This window comes from Polaromonas sp. CG_9.5 (genome assembly GCF_035984465.1).
Classification (GTDB): Bacteria; Pseudomonadota; Gammaproteobacteria; order Burkholderiales; family Burkholderiaceae_C; genus Polaromonas.
This window is the reverse complement of record NZ_JAXCHR010000005.1, coordinates 168653-188794: the sequence shown is the minus strand read 5'-3', so window position 1 is coordinate 188794 and position 20142 is coordinate 168653. Positions and strand designations below refer to the sequence as shown.

Genomic DNA, 20142 nt, shown 5'->3' with positions numbered 1-20142 from the left:
CGGCTTATTTTTCGATGGCCAGCAACTCGACTTCAAACGTCAGCGTGGCATTCGGTGGCACGGCACTGCCTGCGCCGCGATCGCCATAGGCGGTGGCTGGCGGGCAGGTCAATGTGGCCTTGCCGCCAACCTTGATTTTTTGCATGCCTTCAGTCCAGCACGGCACCACGCGGTTCAGCGGGAACGAGGCAGGCTGGCCGCGCTTGATGGAGCTGTCAAATTCTTTGCCGTCGGCCAGCGTGCCCCGGTAATGCACTTTGACGGTGTCGGATGCCTTGGGTTGCGCACCCGTGCCATCGACCGTGTGGACGATTTTTACGCCAGATGGCAGCGTTTCAGGCGGAGCCACGGCGAAGGCGCTGGTGGAAAAAGCGGTGATGGCGAGCAGGGAGAGGATTGATTTCATGGTTTTCCTGTGAAGCATGGAGGGATAGATGCGTAGGGAGTTTAGTGCTGATGCCGCCGCTGGCCCTCACCCCAACCCTCTCCCGCAGGGAGAGGGGGAATTCAGGCACGCAGGCGGTTTGCAGTGCGCTTCAAGCGTAGTCAGCAACCGGAATGCAGCTGCACGACAAATTGCGGTCGCCATAGACGTTGTCTACGCGACCGACCGGCGGCCAGTACTTGACTGCTTTCAGGCTTTCCAGCGGGAAAGCGCCGGTTTCGCGTGAATACGGCCGCTCCCAGTCGGCGCCCAGCAGGCTGGCTGCGGTGTGCGGCGCGTGTTTCAGCGGGTTGTTGTCTTGCGGCCAGTCGCCGTTTTCAACCTGGCGAATTTCTTCGCGGATGGCGATCATGGCGTTAATGAAGCGGTCCAGTTCGGCCAGCGTTTCGCTTTCGGTGGGTTCGACCATCAGCGTGCCCGGCACCGGAAAGCTCAATGTCGGCGCATGAAAACCATAGTCCATCAGCCGCTTGGCCACGTCTTCGGCGGTGACGCCGCTGGTTTCCTTCAGCGGGCGCAAGTCCAGAATGCACTCGTGCGCGACATGGCCGTTTTCACTGGCATACAAGGTCGGGTAATGATCTTTCAGCCGTGCGCTAATGTAGTTGGCGCTCAGAATCGCCACTTCGGTGGCCTGCTTCAAGCCTTGCGGGCCCATCATGCGGCAGTACATCCAGCTGATCGGCAACACCGCCGCATTGCCCAGCGGGGCCGCAGAAATCGCGCCCACGCCATTGACGCGAATCCCCGCCGTGGCATGGCCGGGCAGGTAAGGCACCAGGTCGGCCACCACGCAGACCGGGCCGACGCCGGGACCGCCGCCGCCGTGCGGAATGCAGAAGGTTTTGTGCAAATTGAGGTGGCTCACGTCGCCGCCAAATTCGCCCGGTGCGGCGGTGCCGACCAGCGCATTCATGTTCGCGCCATCGACATAAACCCGGCCGCCGTGCGAATGCACCAGCTGGCACAGTTCCTTGACATGCGTCTCGAACACGCCGTGCGTGCTCGGGTAGGTGATCATCACGCAGGCGAGGTTTTCGCTGTGCTTTTCGCACTTGGCCTTCAGGTCGGCCATGTCGACATTGCCTTGTGCGTCGCAGGCGGTGACGACCACCGTCATGCCGGCCATTTGTGCGCTGGCCGGGTTGGTGCCGTGGGCTGATGAGGGAATGAGGCAGATGTTGCGGTGGCCCTGGCCGTTGGCTTCCAGATACGCCTTGATGACCAGCAAGCCGGCGTATTCGCCTTGCGAACCGGCGTTGGGTTGCAGGCTGATGCCGGCGTAACCGGTCGCCTCGCACAGCCAGTCGCGCAATTGCTGGTCGAGTTCGGCGTAGCCCAGCAACTGGTCGTGCGGTGCAAACGGGTGGATGTTGGCGAACTCGGGCCAGGTGATCGGAATCATCTCGCTGGTCGCGTTGAGCTTCATGGTGCAGCTGCCCAGTGGAATCATGCTGCGGTCGAGCGCCAAATCCTTGTCACTGAGTTTGCGGATGTAGCGCAGCATGCTGGTTTCGCTGTGGTGCGTGTTGAACACCGGATGCGTCAAAAAGTCGCTGGTGCGGCGCAGGCTGGCGGGAATCAGCAATTCAACGCCTTGCTCGAAGCTGCTGACCACCGGCACGGTCTGGCCCGGCTGCGCAAAGAACGACCAGAGCAATTCGATGTCGCTGCGGCGGGTGGTCTCGTCCAGCGACACGCCCAAGTGATTTCTTAAGCGAAATCTAAGGTTTGCGCCCGACTGGCGTGCACGCTCAGCTATCGAATTAGTAGCGTTGCCGGTTTTGACAGTGACCGAGTCAAAAGCGCCTTTATTCGTGATGTCAAAGCCCATCTGGCGCAGGCCCTGCACAAAAATGGCGGTGTAGGTGGCGACGCGTTCGGCAATGCGCTTCAAGCCCTGCGGGCCGTGGTAGACCGCATACATGCTGGCCATGACAGCCGGCAACACCTGCGCGGTGCAGATGTTGGAGGTGGCTTTTTCACGGCGAATGTGCTGTTCGCGGGTTTGCAGCGCCAGCCGGTAGGTCGGGTGGCCGTGCGTATCAACGCTGACACCGACCAGACGGCCCGGCAGCGAACGCTTGTATTCGTCGCGGCAGGCCAGGTAGGCGGCGTGCGGGCCGCCGTTGCCCATCGGCATGCCAAAGCGCTGGGTGCTGCCCAGCACGATGTCGGCGTTCCATTCGCCCGGCGGGCTCAAGAGCGTCAGCGCCAACAAGTCGGCGGCAACGCACAAGGCCGCGCTGTTGGCATGCGCTTGTCCGGCCAGTGGCCGCAGGTCGTGAATAGCGCCGCTGGTGGCGGGGTATTGCGCCAGCACGCCGAAATAGTCGCCCGTGGCCATCAGCTGCGGCAGCGTAGCGGATGCGGTGCTGACCTTGACTTCAATGCCCAGCGGCGCGGCGCGTGTGCGGATCACTTCAATCGTTTGCGGATGGCAGTCGCCCGCGACGATGAACACATTGCTTTTGCTTTTGACGCTGCGTTTGGCCAGCGTCATGGCTTCTGCGGCGGCAGTGGCTTCATCGAGCATCGACGCATTGGCAATCGGCATGCCGGTCAGGTCGCAGACCATGGTCTGGAAGTTGATCAGCGCTTCCATGCGGCCCTGCGAAATCTCGGCCTGGTACGGCGTGTAAGCGGTGTACCAGGCGGGGTTTTCGAGCACATTGCGCAGAATCACGCCCGGCGTGTAGGTGCCGTAATAGCCCTGGCCGATAAAGCTTTTGAACACCTTGTTCTTGGCCGCCATCGCCTTGAGCTGCTTGAGCGCAGCAGCTTCAGTGACGGGCGGCGGAATGGCCATCGGGCTGCTGCGGGCAATCGATGGCGGCACGATGCCGTCAATCAATTCCCGGAGCGAGCTGGCGCCGACGACGCTGAGCATGTGGGTTTCGTCCGCCGCGTCAATGCCGATGTGGCGGGCAATAAATTCGGCAGGGTTTTCGAGCGCGCCCAGCGGCGTGGCGGATGGCAGCATGTCAGTGTTCCGTGTCAGTCTTTGAAGAAAAATTTAAGCGGCAGAAAAAGCGGTGTAGCGGGTTTCGTCCATCAGCGCATCGAGTTGCGCTGGCTCGGACAGCTTGACCTTGAAGAACCAGCCCGCGCCCAGCGGGTCGGAGTTGGCCAGTGACGGGTCATCGCGCAGCGCTTCGTTCACTTCAACGACTTCGCCACTGACGGGCATGTACACATCGGCAGCGGCCTTGACCGACTCAACCACGCCGGCGGTGTCTTTTTGGGCAAAGGTGGCACCGACTTCCGGCAGCTCGACAAACACCACATCGCCCAGCGCATCTTGCGCATGCACGGTGATGCCGACGGTGGCCGTGTCGCCTTCAATCTTGAGCCATTCGTGGTCTTCGGTGTATTTGACGGTCATGCAGTTTCTCCGGTGGGGTGGTATGAAAAAAGGAAGTTAAAGGATAAATCAGCCACGGTAATAACGCGTGGGCACAAAAGGCGTAGCGGCCACTTTCATGGGCACGGGCTTGCCGCGCACCATGGCAAACAGTTCGGTGCCGACCAGCGCATAGTCGGGCTGCACATAGGCCAGCGCAATGGGCTGGTTCAGCGTGGGGCTGAGCAGGCCGCTGGTGACCTGGCCGACGACCTGGCCGTCCATGTTTTCCAGCGCGGCGGGTTCGCGCACCGGCACGCGCGTGCTGGCGATCAGCGCCACGCGCTTGCGGGTGAGGCTGGCCGGCTCAGCCAGCTGCGCCAGAATCTTGTCCGCGCCCGGAAAGCCGCCGGCCCGCGCGCCGCCGGTGCGGCGGACTTTTTGCATCGCCCAGTTCAGGCTGGCTTCGACCGGCGTGGTGGTGGTGTCGATGTCCTGGCCATACAGGCACAGACCGGCTTCGAGGCGCAGCGAGTTGCGCGCCCCCAAGCCCACCGGTTTGACTTCCGGCTGGGCCAGCAGGGCGCGCGCCAGCGTGTCGGCCTGCGCGGCAGGCACTGAAATCTCGAAACCGTCCTCGCCGGTGTAGCCGCTGCGGGTGATGAAGCAGTCGCAGCCCGCTACGCTGAACTGGCCGCCGGTCATGAACACCAGCTTTTCAACGCCCGGCGACAGGCGCTGCAGGGCCTGCACGGCCAGCGGGCCTTGCAGCGCCAGCAACGCCATCTCGGGCATCGGGATGACTTCGCAGCGGCTGCCGATTTTGTTCTGGATATGCGCGATGTCGCCCGCCTTGCACGCGCCATTGACGATGACGAAAAGATCGCCGCCGTTGGCGACATCGCGGTTGAAGAACATCAGGTCGTCAATGATGCCGCCTTCGTCATTGAGCAGCAGGCCGTAGCGTTGCTTGCCCGCAGGCAGGTCAATCACATCGACCGGCATCAAGGTTTCAAACGCGGCGGCGGCGTCTAGGCCGACGAGCCGCAACTGGCCCATGTGCGACACGTCGAACAGGCCGGCGCTGCTGCGGGTGTGCAGGTGTTCGGCCATCAGTCCGGCCGGGTATTGCACCGGCATGGAATAGCCGGCAAACGGCACCATGCGCGCACCGAGTTCTATGTGCAGGCTATTGAGCGGTGTTTTGTGCAAAGGGGCAGAAGATTCGTTGGACATGGCGTTCTCCGGGGGCAAATATGAATCCATGGCCAAAGCCACGGTCTGCCCCTGCTGTCCTGTTTACCTGAGAGATTCGCCTGGCGATGCAGGGTTGCTCCTTCGGTGGACCGCCTAGAAAACGGTCTCTCTCCAGTAGGGAACGCCTTGACTTGCGGCATGCGCTGGCAAAGGCGGTTGTCAGTCCTTTTGCCTGAGCGTTCAGTCCACCATTGAGGGTGGCACATGCGCCTTCGGCGGTTTTCAGTAAGGAAAACTCTCTCCTGACGCGCCAAGTGTAGCCGAGCAGTCTGAATTTTCTGCCACGTTCGGCGCTGGAATTTAACCGCCGCCAGTGCCTGAATACAGCGCTGCCGCCGTGGCGCGCACATGCTTGAGCAGCAGGTTTGCGCCCGGCGACAGCACCAGGTCGCGCCGCAAAATAATGCCAAAGCTGTCCATTTTGCAAGGCAGCGCAATCGGCAAAACCGCCAGTTCGCCCGATTGCACAAACGCCCGCGCCACTTCCAGTGGCATGACATGCAAAAAATCGGTTTGCAGCAGCAAGCTGGTAATGACCGAGATGGCCGTGGTCTCGACGACGTTGGAAGGCATGTCAATGTCTGCGGCGCTAAACATCATGTCAAACCGGTGGCGCAAGATGCTGCCGCGCGGCGACAGTATCCAGCTGACAGCGGCCAAATCCTGCAAGCCGAGGTCGGTGCGCTGGAGCAGCGGATGCCCGGCACGTGCCACGGCGCATTCGGTTTCTTCGGACAGGGCTTCATAGCGCAGGTTCATGGCCTCGTTTTGCACCAGAATGCGCGCAATCAAGAAATCCAGCTGGCCGCGCTGAAGCTGGTGCAGCAAGTCATGGCTGGTGCCCATTTCGACGCCGATGCACAGCCGGGGTGCTTCTGCCTTGGCGCGCGCGATGGCCTGCGGAACGAGTGTCATCGACGCCGTGATGATGACGCCAATATCCACCTGGCCTGACAAACCAGCCTGCAAGGTGGCAATCGAATCCTGGCCCTGCGACAGGCTGTCCAGCGCCAGGCGGACATGGCGAATCATCGTTTCGCCGTACAGCGTGGGCCGCACACCTCGGGGCAGGCGTTCAAAAAATGGCACGCCAAAAAGCTCCTCGATGTCTTTGAGCATTTTGGACGCCGCAGGCTGGCTCATGTTTGTCGCCGTGGCAGCCTGATGCAGGTTGCGTGCATCGTCCAGCGCAATCAGCAAAAACATCTGTCGGGTTTTGAGCCGGGTGCGCGTGCGCCGCGCTGCGTCAAGGATGTTCATGTCGGGTTTGCTGTAGCGATGGCAACGCATTTAATGCAGTTGCCAATTTTGTTGAGGGATACGAAAAATTGTATGGCTGGCGCAAATTTCTTCATTTGTTTTGCATGCCTCGGGCTTCTACCATGCGCTGGCATTCACTCCCCGATGGAAAGAGACAAGATGTCCAACACGCCAAAACGCACGCTACGGTCGGCCGCCTGGTTCGGATCGGCCGACAAAAACGGTTTTATGTACCGCAGCTGGATGAAGAACCAGGGCATTCCTGACCATGAATTTCAGGGCAAGCCCATCATCGGCATCTGCAACACCTGGTCTGAGCTGACACCGTGCAACGCCCACTTTCGCAAGCTTGCCGAACATGTCAAACGCGGCATTTCAGAGGCCGGCGGCTTTCCGGTCGAATTTCCGGTGTTTTCCAATGGCGAATCGAACCTGCGCCCCACCGCGATGCTGACGCGCAACCTGGCCAGCATGGATGTGGAGGAGTCGATTCGCGGCAATCCGATGGATGCGGTCGTGCTGCTGGTGGGCTGCGACAAGACCACGCCGGCGCTCTTGATGGGCGCGGCCAGCTGCGACATTCCGACCATCGTCGTCACCGGCGGCCCGATGCTCAACGGCAAGCACGAAGGCCGCGACATCGGTTCGGGCACCGTGGTGTGGCAGCTGCATGAAGCCGTCAAGGCCGGAAAAATCACCCTGAACCAGTTCATGTCGGCGGAAGCCGGCATGTCGCGCTCGGCGGGCACCTGCAACACCATGGGCACGGCGTCCACGATGGCCTGCATGGCCGAGGCGCTGGGCACGTCGTTGCCGCACAACGCCGCCATTCCAGCCGTCGATGCGCGCCGTTACGTGCTGGCGCATATGTCGGGCATGCGCATTGTGGACATGGTGTGGGAAGACCTGAAGCTGTCAAAAGTACTGACGCGCGAAGCTTTCGAAAACGCGATTCGCGTCAATGCGGCTATTGGCGGCTCGACCAATGCCGTGATTCACCTCAAAGCCATTGCCGGCCGCATCGGTGTGCCGCTGGAACTTGAAGACTGGACGAACATTGGCAAGGGCACGCCCACGATTGTTGATTTGCAGCCGTCCGGGCGTTTTTTGATGGAAGAGTTTTATTACGCCGGCGGCCTGCCGGGCGTGCTGCGCCGGATGGGCGAGGGCGGCTTGCTGCCGCACAAGGACGCGCTGACCGTGAATGGCAAGTCGATCTGGGACAACGTGCTGGACGCGCCGATTTACAACGACGAAGTGATCCGGCCACTGGACAAACCGCTGGTGGCGGACGGCAGCATGTGCATCTTGCGCGGCAACCTGGCACCACGCGGTGCGGTGCTGAAGCCGTCGGCGGCCACGCCCGCGCTGATGAAGCACCGTGGCAAGGCCGTGGTGTTCGAGGATTTTGACCATTACAAAGAACGCATCAACGACCCGGCGCTGGAAATCGATGCCGACTCGGTGATGGTGCTCAAGAACTGCGGCCCCAAGGGCTATCCGGGCATGGCCGAAGTCGGCAACATGGGCCTGCCGCCGAAATTACTGGCGCAGGGCATTACCGACATGGTGCGCATTTCGGACGCGCGCATGAGCGGCACTGCCTACGGCACGGTGGTGCTGCATGTCGCGCCTGAAGCGGCAGCCGGCGGGCCGCTGGCCATCGTGCAGGAGGGCGACTGGATTGCGCTGGACAGCCATGCCGGCACGCTGGAGCTGGAAGTGAGCGATGCCGATATGGCGCAGCGCCACGCCGACAGGCAAGCGCGGCAGACGCTGCAGGCCGGGCCGCCCAAGAGCGGTTACCAGCAGCTGTATATCGACCGCGTGCTGCAGGCCGATGAAGGCTGTGATTTTGATTTTCTGGTGGGGTGCCGGGGCGCTGAAGTGCCACGGCATTCGCATTAAAGCGGTATCGATTTAACGGGCCATCGCGGCATGCAGGCAAGCCAGCATTTTGCTACTGAATTAATAGCTGCCAGCGCCCATTCGGCGTGCACCACAGGCCTGTTTTATGCTGAAAATGCCGTTGACGGATGCCCGCGAGGGTTTTCCGCCTTCATGAATCGCCTGCGGTGCGGCATAAACATGCGAATACCGCCAGAGGCCGTGTCTGGCGCACTGGCAAATCACTGCGCCGTGCAGCGTTCGCCTTCCGGTGCGCTGTCTTTGCATGGCAGTCATCGCCATCCGGCATGTCAGCTTGAGCCCGTGCGGCTGCGGGCTGACTATTCGGGTTGAAAATAATCCATCCATCCATCCATTGCATCACCAAGGAGATTTTATGTCGAACCCATCCCTTTCAACGCCGCTACCCTGTCATGTCGTCATCACGGGCGGCGCCGGTTTTCTGGGCGTGCGTCTGGCGCGCAGCCTGCTGGCGCAGGGGCAGTTGTCGCTGGCCGGTAGCGCGCCTGTGCCGATTACGCGCATCACGCTGGTAGACCGCGCGCAGCCGCCCGACGATTTGACGGCTGACTCGCGCATCGCCGTCGTAATCGGTGACCTGGGCGAGCTTCTTGAGCAAAAAGAGACTGTGGCGCAAGCGGTGCCTGCGCAGGCAGCTATCATTTTTCATCTGGCAGCGGCGGTCAGCGGCGAATGCGAAGCTGATTTTGACTTGGGCATGCGCAGCAATTTCGCCGCCACGCTGGCTTTGCTGCAAGCCTGCCGCGCCCTGAAAACCCGGCCGATGGTGGTGTTTGCCAGTTCGCTGGCCGTGTTTGGCGATGCGCCCGGCCAGCCGCTGCCGCCCGCCATCGAGGACAACACGTTGCCCACGCCGCAAAGCAGCTACGGCATCCAGAAATTCATGGGCGAGCAACTGGTCGCCGACTTCACGCGCAAGGGCTTCATTCAGGGCCGCAACGTGCGCCTGATGACCGTCAGCGTGCGCCCGGGCCGGCCCAACGGCGCGGCGTCGAGCTTTCTGAGCGGCATGATTCGCGAGCCCTTGGCGGGCGTGCGGGCCGTCTGTCCGGTGGCGCCGCAAACGCCCATCGCCCTGTCGTCGCCCGCGCGCACCATTGATGGCTTGATTCGCGCCGCCGAGACCACCGATGCGCAGTGGGGCCCGCGCACTGCGCTGAACCTGCCGGCGCTGACGACGACACCGGCCGAGATGGCAGCGGCGCTGGAACGCGTGGCCGGGCCCGCCGCCACGGCGCTGATTGACTGGATCCCCGACGCAGCCATCGGCAACATCGTCAACACCTGGCCGGCGGGCATTCATTCGGTGCGGGCCAGCGCCCTGGGGCTGCTGGCTGAGGAAAGCTTTGAAGCCATTATTCGGGACTACATCAGGGAAACTCCGTATGCCGTCACCTTGCCGATCAGATAACAATCACCCGACACTGAAAGTTGTATGACAAATTCAATCCGGATTGAGTGATCTAACCCATCGTCAGTTCTTAACTTGCCACCCTGAGGAGACACCCCATGAAATTGAGCAAACTGGTAATTGGCCTTTCTTTGGCCGTTGGTTTTATGGCGTCGGCTGCGGCCCAGACCACGATGCGGATCAGCATCTCGATTGCGCAAAACTCGCACCAGGGCGTTGCCATCGACACGTTCGCCAAAGAGGTTGAAAAACGCACCGCTGGCCGTTACAAGATTCAGCCTTTTTATTCCGGCTCGCTTGGCGGCGAGCGCGAATCGATTGAGGCCGTCCAGCTGGGCACGCAGGCGCTGGCGTTCTCTTCGTCCGGCCCGGTGCCCAACTTTGTGCCAGAAACCAAAATTCTGGACATTCCTTTCCTGTTCCGTGACAAGGCCCATGCACGCGCCGTGCTGGACGGCCCTATCGGGCAGGAACTGCTGTCCAAGTTCGACTCCAAAGGCTTCAAGGCGCTGGCCTGGGGCGAGAACGGCATGCGCCACATGACCAACAGCAAGCGTTCCATCAACGGCCCTGAAGACGTCAAGGGCCTGAAGATGCGCACCATGGAAAACCCGGTACACGTAGCCGCCTACAAAGGCCTGGGCATCGTGACCACGCCGATGGCATTCCCGGAAGTGTTTACCGCGCTGCAGCAGGGCACCGTGGACGGGCAGGAAAACCCCTTGTCGGTCATCATGGCTTCGAAGTTTGACCAGGTGCAAAAGTACCTGACGCTGACCGGCCACGTGTATTCACCCGGCATTTTCCTGATGAACAAGGAAGCCTTCGACAAGCTCAGCGCGGCGGACAAGCAGGCCTTTCTTGATGCCGCCAAGGAAGGCGTCAAAGCCAACCGCGCCCGCGTGGACGAGGATGACGCCAAAGGTGTGACCGAGTTGCGCAGCAAAGGCATGACCGTGGTCGAAAACGTGGACAAGTCCAAGTTCGTCGCCATGCTGGCGCCGGTGAATGCTGAGTTTGAAAAGCAGTTTGGCAAGGCGAACATCGAGCGCATCCGCAACTACAAGTAATCACCGCTTCACCCGTTGAACCGTAACGCCCAAAAAGCAAGAATTTTTGGGCGTTTTTTAACGTCTCTTTTCAGACCGAGAGCGCCATGAAAGACAATTTTTTAAGGCTGGAGCGCTGGACCAGCGGCTTTGCGCTTTACGCCGCTTGCGCCATGCTCGCCATCGCCGCGAGCCTGGGAGTATTTCAGATCATCACCCGCTTTGTGCTGGAAATTCCGGCGGAATGGACGGAAGTGCTGATTCGTTTCAGCCTGATCTGGATGGTATTTTTGGGCATTCCGATGGCCTTTCGCCAGGGCGCAATGGTCAGCGTGGATGTGCTGTACCGCTGGAGTCCGCCGCGCATCAAGCGCGTGCTGGATTTTGTTGTTTGTTTTGCCGCCTTGGCGTTGGTTGCCGTCATCGTCTGGTGGGGCTGGGACTATGCCAACCGTGGCAAGGTGCAAACCATGAGCGGACTGGAGAGCGTGAGCATGTTCTGGGCCTATCTGGCCATGCCTGTGGGCGGCGTGCTGAGCATGATCGGCATTGTTGCCAACCTGCTGGATCCCCAGCGCCTTGAACTGGAGACTGCGCAATGACCGCCGTGATGTTAACCACCATGGTGCTGTGCTTTGCACTCACCGTATCCGTCGCGGTATCGATCGGGCTGGCCTCTATCGTGGGGATTCAGGTCGCCGATGCGCACATGCTGATCTCCGTCAAGGAGATGTTCAATTCGATCAACAAGTTTCCGCTGGCTGCCATTCCTTTCTTTATTCTGGCCGGCAACATCATGGAGTCAGGCGGCATTTCGCGCCGTCTGGTCGAGTTTGCCAAGAGCCTGGTCGGCGGCGTGCAGGGCGGCTTGCCCATGACGTGCGTGCTGACTTGCATGATTTTTGCGGCGGTGTCAGGCTCGTCGGTGGCGACCACCTTTGCCATTGGCACGATCCTGATTCCGGCGCTCGTCAAGGTCGGCTATCCGACCACCTGGGCGGCTTCGCTGCAGGCCACCAGCGCCGAGCTGGGCGTGATCATCCCGCCTTCAATCCCGATGATTCTTTACGGCGTGAGCGCTGAAGTGTCGGTGGGCGAGTTGTTCATTGCCGGCATTGGCCCAGGCATCTTGATTGGCCTGGGGCTGATGCTTTTTGTCTGGGTGTACTGCCGCATCAAGGGCTGGGGCAAGAACGACGGTGAAGGCCGGCAGTCGGTGGGCAAGGCCACCATGAAGGCGAGCTGGGCGCTGTTGATGCCGGTGATTATTCTGGGCGGCATTTACGGCGGTGTGTTTACGCCTACCGAAGCCTCAGCAGTTGCGGTTTTTTATTCGCTGATTGTGGGCCTGCTGATTTACCGCGAAATCAAACTGCCCGACCTGCTGGTTATTTTGCGCAAGTCGGTGCTGTCGTCCGCGGTGATCATGTTCATCATTGCCAACGCTGGCCTGTTTGCTTTTTTGATCACGCGTGCCGGTGTGCCGGACGCCATTGGCCATTGGCTGCAGGATGTGCTGAAGTCACCGACCTACTTTTTGCTGGGCGTGAATGCGGCTCTGTTCTTTATTGGCATGTTCATTGAAACCAGCGCCGCCATCATCGTGCTGGCACCGATTTTGGCGCCGGTGGCGATGCACTTTGGCATTGACCCGGTGCATTTCGGCATGATCATGGTGGTGAACCTGGCGATGGGCATGATCACGCCGCCGTTTGGCGTGAACCTGTTTGCCGCGTGTACCGTGGCGCGCATTTCGCTGGACCGGATGGTCAAGGACTTGATTCCCTTTGTGCTGGTCATTTTGGTGTGCCTGATGATCATTACCTATGTGCCGGTGGTGTCGCTGGGCCTGCGCGACCTGGTTTACGCCAAATAGCCCCACCATGACGCTGCAGTTCAAGCCCATCACGCCCGGCGCTTACCTTTCGGATCAGGTGGCCGGCGTGCTGGCCGCCGAAATCCGCGCCGGGCGTCTGGGCGTGGGCCACAAACTGCCGACGGAAGCGGCGCTGGTGGCGCAGTTTCTGGTCAGCCGCACCGTGGTGCGGGAAGCCGTGTCACGCCTGAAGTCGCTGGGGCTGGTCGATTCCCGGCAGGGCAGCGGCGTGTATGTGAAGGAAGTCGGCTTTTCGCCGCTCAACTTTGATGCGCGTTCGGCGGTTTCAAAGCAGGCGGTGATCCAGATGGTGGAAGTGCGCCGCGCGCTGGAGGCAGAAGTCGCCGAACTGGCCGCCAAGCGCCGCAACCAGGCTGACATCAAGCGTATCCGCCAGTCAATCACGCTGCTTGACAAAGCGGTGCAGAGCGGTGGCGATGGCGTGGACGAAGATGTCCAGTACCACCGCGCCATTGCGGACGCGGCGCGCAACCCGTTTCTGATTGGCACGCTGCAATACCTGGGCCAGTTCCTGCGTGGCGCGACCCAGGTGACGCGCGCCAATGAAGCGCGCAGGGCAGACTTTGCGCGGCAGGTGCGCGACGAGCATGAAATGATTGTGCAGGCCATCGAAGCGGGTGACCCGGTGGCGGCCCGCAAGGCCGCCGCGCAGCACATGGACAACGCCATCCAGCGTATTGAGCAGGCCGACCCGGCTTTCTGGGAGCAAGCGGGCGTTCAGTTGGCGCGCCCGCTGGTGTCTGCATTGCCGATGAAAAACTGAATCGCATGCCCGCTGCCGCCTGTACGCCACAGGCTGCAACGGATTATTCTGTGCCGAAAATTCAACAAAAATTTGTATGACAACCTTGCCAAAAAAGTGCCTCAAGCCTTCCGGTTTATTCAGAGTCTCAAGACTTTTCCGTCAGGCATGTCCTAAATTCAACCGCAAAGAAGGAGTCAAACAATGACATCAACCGTTGGCGTAATCGGCCTGGGCGCCATGGGCAGTGGCATGGCGCGTTCACTGCGTCGCCATAGCTGCCATGTGCATGTTTTTGATGTGCGGCCCGATGTCGCACAGGCTTTTGCCGAAGAGGGCGGCGTGGCCTGCGCATCTCCCGCCGAATTGGCCGGGCAGTGCGACATCATCGTGTCGGTGGTGGTGAATGCCGCACAGACCGAAAGCGTGCTGTTTGGCGAAGGCGGCTGCGCCAGCGCGATGAAGCGGGGCAGCGTGTTTGTGATGTGCTCCACCGTAGACCCCAACTGGTCGATTGCCTTGCAGGCGCGACTGGAGGCGCTGGGCATTCTTTACCTGGATGCGCCGATTTCCGGCGGTGCCGCCAAGGCCGCCAGCGGCGAGATGACGATGATGACATCGGGCACGCCCGAGGCCTATGCGGCGGTCGGCGCGCTGCTCGATGCAATGGCCGGCAAGGTGTACCGCCTGGGCGATGCGGCTGGCGCGGGCAGCAAGGTCAAGATCATCAACCAGTTGCTGGCGGGCGTCCACATCGCAGCAGCCGCAGAAGCGATGGCGCTGGGGCTGCGCGAAGGGGTCGATCCGGCTGCGCTGTATGAGGTGATTACCCACAGCGCAGGCAACAGCTGGATGTTTGAAAACCGCATGGCGCATGTGCTGGCCGCCGACTACACGCCGCTGTCGGCGGTGGATATTTTTGTCAAAGACCTGGGCCTGGTGCTCGACATGGCGCGTGCCAGCAAGTTTCCGCTGCCGCTGTCCAGCACCGCGCACCAGATGTTCATGCAGGCATCCACCGCAGGCTTTGCGCGCGAAGACGACAGCGCCGTCATCAAGATTTTTCCCGGCATTGAGTTGCCCAAAAAGCCATGAACAACATCAACAACTCCGCGCCGCCCGAGTCCCGGACAGAGCGCCTTGTAGCAAGCGTGGGGGCCGAGCGCCGCGCAGGGCCGCCCCAAGCAAGCTCAGCCCCCTCGGGGGGCAGCGCAGCACACGAAGTGGCAAGCGTGGGGGCCACTCTCTTGCTCGGCTGCATTGCCGACGACTTCACCGGTGCCACGGATCTGGCCAACAACCTGGTGCGCGCTGGCATGCGTGTGGTGCAGGCCATCGGCGTGCCTGATCAGCCGCTGGATACGCCAGCCGATGCGGTTGTGGTCGCCCTCAAATCCCGCACCTTGCCCGTCGATGAAGCCATCGCGCAGTCGCTGGACGCGCTGCGCTGGCTGCAGGCCCAAGGCGCGCAGCAGATTTACTTCAAGTATTGCTCCACCTTTGACAGCACGGCGCAGGGCAATATCGGCCCGGTGATCGAGGCCTTGATGGCCGCGCTTGGAAGCGATTTCACGATTGCCACTCCGGCATTCCCCGACAACCAGCGCACCGTGTTCAAGGGTCATTTGTTTGTCGGCGATGTGCTGCTCAATGAAAGCGGCATGCAAAACCATCCGCTCACGCCTATGACCGACGCCAATCTGGTGCGCGTGTTGCAGGCGCAGTGCCACCAAAAAGTGGGGCTGATCGACTACAAAACCGTAGCCCAAGGTGAGGCGGTGATTCGTGCGCGCATCGAGCAACTCCGTGCCGACGGCGTCGGCATTGCCGTGGTCGATGCCATATCCAACGACGACCTGCTGCGCCTCGGCCCTGCGCTGAACGGCATGCCGCTGGTCACCGCCGGATCGGGCGTGGCAATTGGCTTGCCGGCCAACTTCGGCATTGCGCCTTCCAGCACTGCCAGTGTGCTGCCCGCCGCCATCGGCCTGCAGGCAGTGGTGTCTGGCAGTTGTTCGCTGGCCACCAACCGGCAGGTGAAAGCCTTTATTCAGACCGGACGCCCGGCGCTGGCGCTGGAGCCGCTGCACATCGCGGCCGCCCAAGCTGCGGGCAAGGACATCGTGGCTGAAAGCCTGGCCTGGGCCGTGCCGTTGCTGGCGGATGGCCCGGTGTTGATCTATTCGTCAGCCGACGCAAATTCAGTCCGCTCGGTGCAAGACCAGCTGGGCGTGGAGGCTGCCGGCGCGCTGGTCGAGCAAACCCTGGCCGCGATTGCGCGCGGCTTGGTGGTGCACGGCGTACGCCAGCTGGTGGTGGCCGGCGGCGAAACCTCGGGTGCTTGCGTCAACGCCTTGGGCATCACGCAGATGAAAATCGGGCCGCAAATTGACCCCGGCGTGCCTTGGTGTCATGCGCACAGTGACGCGGCGGGCAGAGAAGGCCTGCATTTGACGCTGAAATCCGGCAACTTTGGCACCGACGACTTCTTCACCAAAGCTTTCAAGAGGTTGGCATGACCGAGACAGAAGCCCGAGAAGAAATCTGCCGCGTGGGCCGAAGCCTGTTCGAGCGCGGCTATGTGCATGCCACTGCAGGCAACATCAGCGTGCGGCTTGATGACGCCGAAGGCGGCGGTTTCCTGATCACGCCCACCGATGCCTGTCTGGGTTTTTTGGAACCGGCCCGGCTTGCCCGGCTGGATGCGCAGGCGCAGCAGACCAGTGGCGACCGTGCTAGTAAAACAATAGCGCTTCACGCCCGTATCTACAGCGCATCAAGCCAATTTGGCATGAAAACCAGGTGTGTGATCCACACCCACAGCACCCACTGCGTTGCACTAAGCCTGCAGGCGTGCGGGCCAGCCCCGCGCGAACTGCTGCCCGCCCTGACCCCTTACTTTGTCATGAAAGTCGGCCATGTGCCGCTAATTCCCTACCACCGCCCCGGAGACCCCGAAGCGGCTGAGCAGGTGGCGCAGGCAATTGGCCGCTACGGCGAAGCTGGCACGCCCATCCGCGCCGTGATGCTGGAGCGACTCGGGCCGAACGTCTGGCACGACTCGCCCGCCGCCGCCATGGCTACTTTAGAGGAGCTTGAAGAAACCGCCCGGTTGATGCACTTGTGCGGGGCAGCTCCCGCGCCGCTGACCGAATCCCAAATAGACGAACTGCGCCAGACCTTTGGCGCGCACTGGTAACTCACCATGCCTCAATTTGCAGCCAATTTGTCCATGCTCTACCCCGAGCTTGATTTTCTGGACCGTTTTGAAGCCGCCGCCCAAGATGGCTTCAAGGCGGTCGAGTATTTGTTTCCGTATGCGTTTGAAAGCCGCGAAATCGCCGCCCGCCTGAAGGCGCATGGCTTGCAGCAGGTCTTGTTCAATGCGCCGCCCGGCAATTGGGACGGCGGCGAACGCGGCCTGGCCTGCCTGCCGGGGCGGGAGGCCGAGTTTCGACAAGGCATGGCGCAGGCGCTTGACTATGCTGCCGTGCTGGACTGCCCGCGTATTCATGTGATGGCGGGGCTTTTGCCGCTAGGGGCAGAGCGCAGCGGCTTGTTGTATTCCACCTACGTCAGCCAATTGCGTTGGGCAGCCACCGAGGCGGCGCGCCAAAGCGTCGAAGTGCTGATCGAGCCGATCAACCAGCGCGACATTCCCGGCTTTTTCCTGAACCGTCAAGACCACGCGCACCAGGTAATTGCCGACGCAGGCGCATCCAACCTCAAGGTGCAGATGGACTTGTACCACTGCCAGATTGTGGAAGGCGACCTGGCGATGAAGCTGCGCCAGTACCTGCCCACCGGAAATGTGAGCCACATCCAGATTGCAGGCGTGCCCGACCGGCATGAGCCTGATGGGGGTGAGCTGAACTATCCCTATCTGTTTTCAGTGCTCGACGAACTGGGCTACACCGGCTGGGTTGGTTGCGAATACCGGCCCAAGGCCGGCATGCAAGCCGGTGGAACCAGCGCTGGCCTGGGTTGGCTCAAGCGCTGGCTTTGAGGGCAGCTTTGGGGTTGGGGCTTTAACGGCAAGCGGCGTTACATGCCGCTGTAGTTCGGCCCGCCGCCGCCCTCAGGCGTGACCCAGACGATGTTTTGCGTCGGGTCCTTGATATCGCAGGTTTTGCAATGCACGCAGTTTTGCGCGTTGATTTGCAGCCGGTCGGAGTTGTCCGGGTTCTTGACGTACTCATAGACACCGGCCGGGCAGTAGCGGCTTTCGGGGCCCGCATACAGCGCCAGGTTGACATTGACCGGCACGCTGGCGTCTTTCAAGGTCAGGTGGGGCGGCTGGTTTTCTTCGTGGTTGGTGTTGCTGATAAACACCGAAGTCAAGCGGTCAAAGGTCAGCTTGTTGTCCGGCTTGGGGTAGACGATGGGCGTGCATTGCGCTGCGGGTTTGAGCATTGCGTAGTCAGGCTTGTCGCGGTGAATCGTCCACGGTGGGCTCTTGACGCCGATGCGCGGCAGCAACCAGTGTTCAACGCCGGTCATCAACGCGCCTACGTACAGCCCTTTTTTGAACCACGCCTTGAAGTTGCGCGCTTGGTTCAGCTCGTCTGCCAGCCAGCTTTTTTCATACGCGGCGGGGTAGGCTGCCAGTTCATCGTGCTGGCGTCCGGCTGTCACGGCTTCGTAGGCAGCTTCAGCAGACAGCATGCCGGTTTTGATGGCGGCATGGCTGCCCTTGATGCGGCTGGCGTTCAGATAACCGGCTTCACAGCCAATCAGCGCGCCACCCGGAAACACCGTTTTGGGCAGGCTCAATGCACCGCCTGCGGTAATCGCCCGCGCGCCATAGCCGATGCGCTTGCCGCCTTCAAGGAACTTGCGAATCGACGGATGGGTTTTCCAGCGCTGCATTTCCTCAAACGGGCTGAGGTACGGGTTGCTGTAGTCCAGTCCCGTGACCAGGCCCAGCGTGACCAGATTGCCTTCAAGGTGGTACAAAAATCCACCGCCATACGTCTGGCTGTCCATCGGCCAGCCGGCGGTGTGAATCACCAAACCGGGTTGGTGTTTGGCCGGGTCGATCTCCCACAACTCTTTCACGCCCAGTGCATACGCCTGCGGATCCTTGCCTTCGTCGAGCTTGAATTTGGCGATGAGCTGGCGGCCCAGGCTGCCGCGTGCGCCCTCGGCAAAGATGGTGTATTTGCCATGCAACTCCATGCCCAGCTGGAAGTGGCCCGAGGGCTGGCCGTCTTTGCCGATGCCCAGATTGCCGGTAGCTACGCCCTTGACCGATCCGTCGTCGTTGTACAGCACTTCGGCAGCGGCAAAGCCGGGGAAGATTTCCACGCCCAGCGCTTCGGCCTGCTCTGCCAGCCAGCGCGTGACATTGCCCAGGCTGATGACGTAGTTGCCGTCGTTGTGAAAGCAGTCAGGCACGAAAAAGTCGGGGGTTTTGGTGGCGCCGGTTTCACTCAGGAACAGCACTTCGTCGGCGGTAACGGGCTGGTTGAGCGGTGCGCCCAGCGCCTTCCAGTCAGGAATCAGCTCGGTCAGCGCCTTGGGGTCCATGACCGCGCCCGACAAAATGTGTGCGCCCGGCTCGGAGCCTTTTTCCAGCACGACCACGGAAAGTTCGGTGCCTTTTTCAGCGGCGAGCTGCTTCAGGCGAATGGCAGCTGACAGCCCGCCGGGGCCACCGCCCACGACGACCACGTCGTATTCCATCGCTTCTCGGGGGCCGTACTGGGCAAGGATTTCTTGAGATGTCATCGGGGGGCACTCGCTGATAATGAATTTCGGGAAGGGGTGTCACTCTCACGGCAATTTTATGTCGTGAATGCAGGGGCCGAACGGTCGTTCGATTTTGGGCAGTTTGAATCGGGAGAAGTCTCTAATGGCGTTACCTGGGAATTTTTTGGGACGTGCATGCTGAGCGGCATTTTGGCCGGCCTGGCCGCTGGTGCGCTCTGGGGGCTGGTATTTGTGGCGCCGCGCATGATTCCGATGGGGGCGGGCGGCTATGCTTCAGTCGACCTGGCAGCGGGGCGGTTTGCGGTTTACGGGCTGGTTTCGGCGGCGGTCATGCTGCTCGGGCTGGGTCGGCGTCGCTGGCCCACGGGCCGTCAGGCGGTGGCGGCGCTGGGCATGAGTCTGCTGGGTTTTAGCGGTTACTACCTGCTGCTGGTGCTGGCCATACGCGATGCGGGCACTGAAATGCCTTCTCTCATCATCGGCACGATTCCGCTGTGGATCATGCTGCTGGGAAAACCCACCAACCTGCGCTGGGCGGCGCTGCTGCCGGGCCTGGCGCTGACGCTGGCGGGGCTGCTGATGATGATGGGCGCAACCCATGACGCTGGCACAGGCGCTGGCCAGCATTTCTGGCGCGGCATCGGTTTTGCGCTGATGGCGCTGGTCAGTTGGACGGTGTTTGCCATCTTAAATTCGGCCTGGCTCAAGCGGCATCCGGACATCCGTGCCACCGACTGGACCAACTGGCTGGGCGTGGCCACTGGCCTGGGCGCGTTGCTGATGTGGCTGGCCTCTGGCTCGGGTGTGCAAGTGCTGGCGGCGCGCGACGACGCATCGCGTTTTGCACTGCTGTGCTTGGTGGCCGGTTTGGGTTCGGCCTGGCTGGCGACTATTTTGTGGAGCCTGGCCAGCCAGCGGCTCAGTGCCAGCCTGTGCGGGCAGCTCATCGTGAGCGAAACCCTGTTTGCCTTGCTGTATTCTTTTGCTTGGGATGGCCACTGGCCAACGTCGGTCCAGCTTTACGCCTGTGTGCTGTTCATGCTGGGAATACTTGCTTCCATCAGGGCGCATCGCTGAGCCTTGAAAAAATGATTGAA

The 20142-nt window shown here is 61.4% G+C and carries 17 protein-coding genes and 2 riboswitches; of the genes, 11 read left to right on the top strand and 6 right to left on the bottom strand.

Annotation, left to right across the window (positions count from 1 at the left end):
- Positions 1-4: 4 nt before the first annotated feature.
- The 5 genes from RCH06_RS05875 to RCH06_RS05855 all read right to left on the bottom strand — a co-directional run bounded on the left by RCH06_RS05875 (position 5) and on the right by RCH06_RS05855 (position 6305).
- Positions 5-406: an FKBP-type peptidyl-prolyl cis-trans isomerase gene (locus RCH06_RS05875; RefSeq protein WP_327080503.1), complete on the bottom strand. Its 402-nt coding sequence runs from the start codon at positions 404-406 to the stop codon at positions 5-7.
- 130 nt (positions 407-536) lie between these two features.
- Positions 537-3428, bottom strand: a complete 2892-nt coding sequence (gene gcvP, locus RCH06_RS05870) for an aminomethyl-transferring glycine dehydrogenase (protein ID WP_327080502.1) — start codon at positions 3426-3428, stop codon at positions 537-539.
- A 33-nt stretch (positions 3429-3461) separates the two neighbouring features.
- The gene (gene gcvH, locus RCH06_RS05865; protein WP_327080501.1) at positions 3462-3830 is read right to left on the bottom strand and encodes a glycine cleavage system protein GcvH; all 369 of its coding nucleotides are present in this window, start codon (positions 3828-3830) and stop codon (positions 3462-3464) included.
- 48 nt (positions 3831-3878) lie between these two features.
- Positions 3879-5024: a glycine cleavage system aminomethyltransferase GcvT gene (gcvT, locus tag RCH06_RS05860; protein ID WP_327080500.1), complete on the bottom strand. Its 1146-nt coding sequence runs from the start codon at positions 5022-5024 to the stop codon at positions 3879-3881.
- A gap of 44 nt (positions 5025-5068) precedes the next feature.
- A riboswitch (glycine riboswitch) is annotated at positions 5069-5170 on the bottom strand.
- 25 nt (positions 5171-5195) lie between these two features.
- A riboswitch (glycine riboswitch) is annotated at positions 5196-5300 on the bottom strand.
- A 45-nt stretch (positions 5301-5345) separates the two neighbouring features.
- Positions 5346-6305: a LysR family transcriptional regulator gene (locus RCH06_RS05855; protein ID WP_327080499.1), complete on the bottom strand. Its 960-nt coding sequence runs from the start codon at positions 6303-6305 to the stop codon at positions 5346-5348.
- A 159-nt stretch (positions 6306-6464) separates the two neighbouring features.
- On the opposite strand from RCH06_RS05855, the gene RCH06_RS05850 reads away from it, so the two are divergent.
- The 10 genes from RCH06_RS05850 (at position 6465) to otnI (ending at position 17339) form a co-directional block, all read left to right on the top strand.
- The gene (locus RCH06_RS05850; protein ID WP_327080498.1) at positions 6465-8213 is read left to right on the top strand and encodes an IlvD/Edd family dehydratase; all 1749 of its coding nucleotides are present in this window, start codon (positions 6465-6467) and stop codon (positions 8211-8213) included.
- A gap of 376 nt (positions 8214-8589) precedes the next feature.
- The gene (gene denD / locus RCH06_RS05845; RefSeq protein WP_327080497.1) at positions 8590-9645 is read left to right on the top strand and encodes a D-erythronate dehydrogenase; all 1056 of its coding nucleotides are present in this window, start codon (positions 8590-8592) and stop codon (positions 9643-9645) included.
- 98 nt (positions 9646-9743) lie between these two features.
- Complete coding sequence (locus tag RCH06_RS05840; protein ID WP_327080496.1) at positions 9744-10715, top strand: TRAP transporter substrate-binding protein; 972 nt, start codon at positions 9744-9746, stop codon at positions 10713-10715.
- An 86-nt stretch (positions 10716-10801) separates the two neighbouring features.
- Positions 10802-11296, top strand: coding sequence for a TRAP transporter small permease (locus RCH06_RS05835; RefSeq protein ID WP_327080495.1), 495 nt, complete (start codon positions 10802-10804; stop codon positions 11294-11296).
- Entirely contained in the window at positions 11293-12570 is a 1278-nt protein-coding gene (locus RCH06_RS05830) for a TRAP transporter large permease (protein ID WP_327080494.1), read from the top strand. The genes RCH06_RS05835 and RCH06_RS05830 overlap by 4 nt, the downstream gene beginning before the upstream one ends.
- A 7-nt stretch (positions 12571-12577) precedes the next feature.
- Positions 12578-13354, top strand: coding sequence for a FadR/GntR family transcriptional regulator (locus RCH06_RS05825; protein ID WP_327080493.1), 777 nt, complete (start codon positions 12578-12580; stop codon positions 13352-13354).
- Between the two features lie 183 nt (positions 13355-13537).
- Complete coding sequence (gene ltnD, locus RCH06_RS05820) at positions 13538-14428, top strand: L-threonate dehydrogenase (protein ID WP_327080492.1); 891 nt, start codon at positions 13538-13540, stop codon at positions 14426-14428.
- Positions 14425-15852, top strand: a complete 1428-nt coding sequence (otnK, locus tag RCH06_RS05815) for a 3-oxo-tetronate kinase (protein ID WP_327080491.1) — start codon at positions 14425-14427, stop codon at positions 15850-15852. Before ltnD ends, otnK begins: the two co-directional genes overlap by 4 nt.
- The gene (locus tag RCH06_RS05810) at positions 15849-16532 is read left to right on the top strand and encodes a class II aldolase/adducin family protein (RefSeq protein ID WP_327080490.1); all 684 of its coding nucleotides are present in this window, start codon (positions 15849-15851) and stop codon (positions 16530-16532) included. The genes otnK and RCH06_RS05810 overlap by 4 nt, the downstream gene beginning before the upstream one ends.
- Positions 16533-16538: 6 nt before the next feature.
- Positions 16539-17339: a 2-oxo-tetronate isomerase gene (gene otnI, locus RCH06_RS05805; protein WP_327080489.1), complete on the top strand. Its 801-nt coding sequence runs from the start codon at positions 16539-16541 to the stop codon at positions 17337-17339.
- A 38-nt stretch (positions 17340-17377) separates the two neighbouring features.
- Here the strand turns inward: otnI and RCH06_RS05800 are convergent, their stop codons facing one another.
- Positions 17378-19063: an electron transfer flavoprotein-ubiquinone oxidoreductase gene (locus RCH06_RS05800; RefSeq protein WP_327080488.1), complete on the bottom strand. Its 1686-nt coding sequence runs from the start codon at positions 19061-19063 to the stop codon at positions 17378-17380.
- 156 nt (positions 19064-19219) lie between these two features.
- Between RCH06_RS05800 and RCH06_RS05795 the strand changes: the two genes are divergently transcribed.
- On the top strand, positions 19220-20122 hold the full coding sequence (locus RCH06_RS05795; protein WP_327080487.1) for a DMT family transporter: 903 nt from the start codon (positions 19220-19222) through the stop codon (positions 20120-20122).
- The last annotated feature ends 20 nt before the right edge of the window (positions 20123-20142 follow it).